At 40.8% G+C, this 944-nt stretch carries 1 protein-coding gene; it reads right to left on the minus strand.

Features of this window, described 5'->3' with window-relative positions; translation table 11 throughout:
* Positions 1 to 829, minus strand: an 829-nt coding sequence (locus tag C9J38_RS21535) for a hypothetical protein (RefSeq protein ID WP_107208809.1), incomplete at its 3' end; no start/stop codon positions are given.
* Positions 830 to 944: the final 115 nt, after the last annotated feature.

The following is a 944-nucleotide window of genomic DNA, read 5'->3' on the forward strand; positions in this document are numbered from 1 at the left end:
CATCCATACTGAACCAAAAATCTGGCTTTCGATGATGCGCCTTATCATAAGCAACGGTTGCACTGTCTTTATGGCGAAAAGGCTCATTCATTGGAATGTCGGGTAAAGGCTGGCTTACATCCATATAGGCTTGGATCATGTTCCATAAGCGCTTGTATTCATCAAGATCTCTTGAGCCATTAATAAAACGGCCAATGGGAACCCCATGTTTGTAACCATTATAACGATGAACAAGAAACAGTTGATAATTAATAAAACCTTGAGGGGTTGGCGATGTTGTCAGGTAGCAATCAAACTCAACAAAAGGGTGACTAAATCGCACCTTATTACCGAAACCATAAAGTGTGACCATACCCGTTTCTCGGCTTAATGAAAATAACGTTTTAATGGGTAATTTTCCATTAAAAAAAGAGAAAGACCACCAAATGAGTAGACACACCACAGATATACAGATTAACCCAAGATATGCTGTATTAACGTCACTTTGTGGAGCTTCAGTTAGAATATTTGCCATAACACAAACCAAAAAAGCTACTGGCATCATATAGAGAGCAATAAATTTTCCGAATGTCACGGCATAAAAATAGACCAAGCCCCACCATGGCAATGTGATGTCTCTAATTTGACGTTCGTTGTAGCCGCCTTCAGATGGGTCTAACGTTCTAAGCTCAGAGGGTTTACGGGATCGCAACACTTTACTTGACACATGATGATTATTGCAAGTAAATGGGAAGTGCACACCTTTTCTGGCGACTTGAGACCAAAAGCCTTGCTGATTCCCCGGCGCTTGCGGCGGAATGTGCTGAGAGTTATAAGAGTTATGCTTCATGGTTATTTTCTATCTTTCTTCGGCGTTAACGATTCTCAGAGTGAGAATACACGTTAAATAGACTGGGCAATAATTGGCCTGATTATGAGATATGACCTCCATAAAAAAGCACGCA

Source organism: Photobacterium sp. GB-210 (genome assembly GCF_003026075.1).
Taxonomy (GTDB): domain Bacteria; phylum Pseudomonadota; class Gammaproteobacteria; order Enterobacterales; family Vibrionaceae; genus Photobacterium.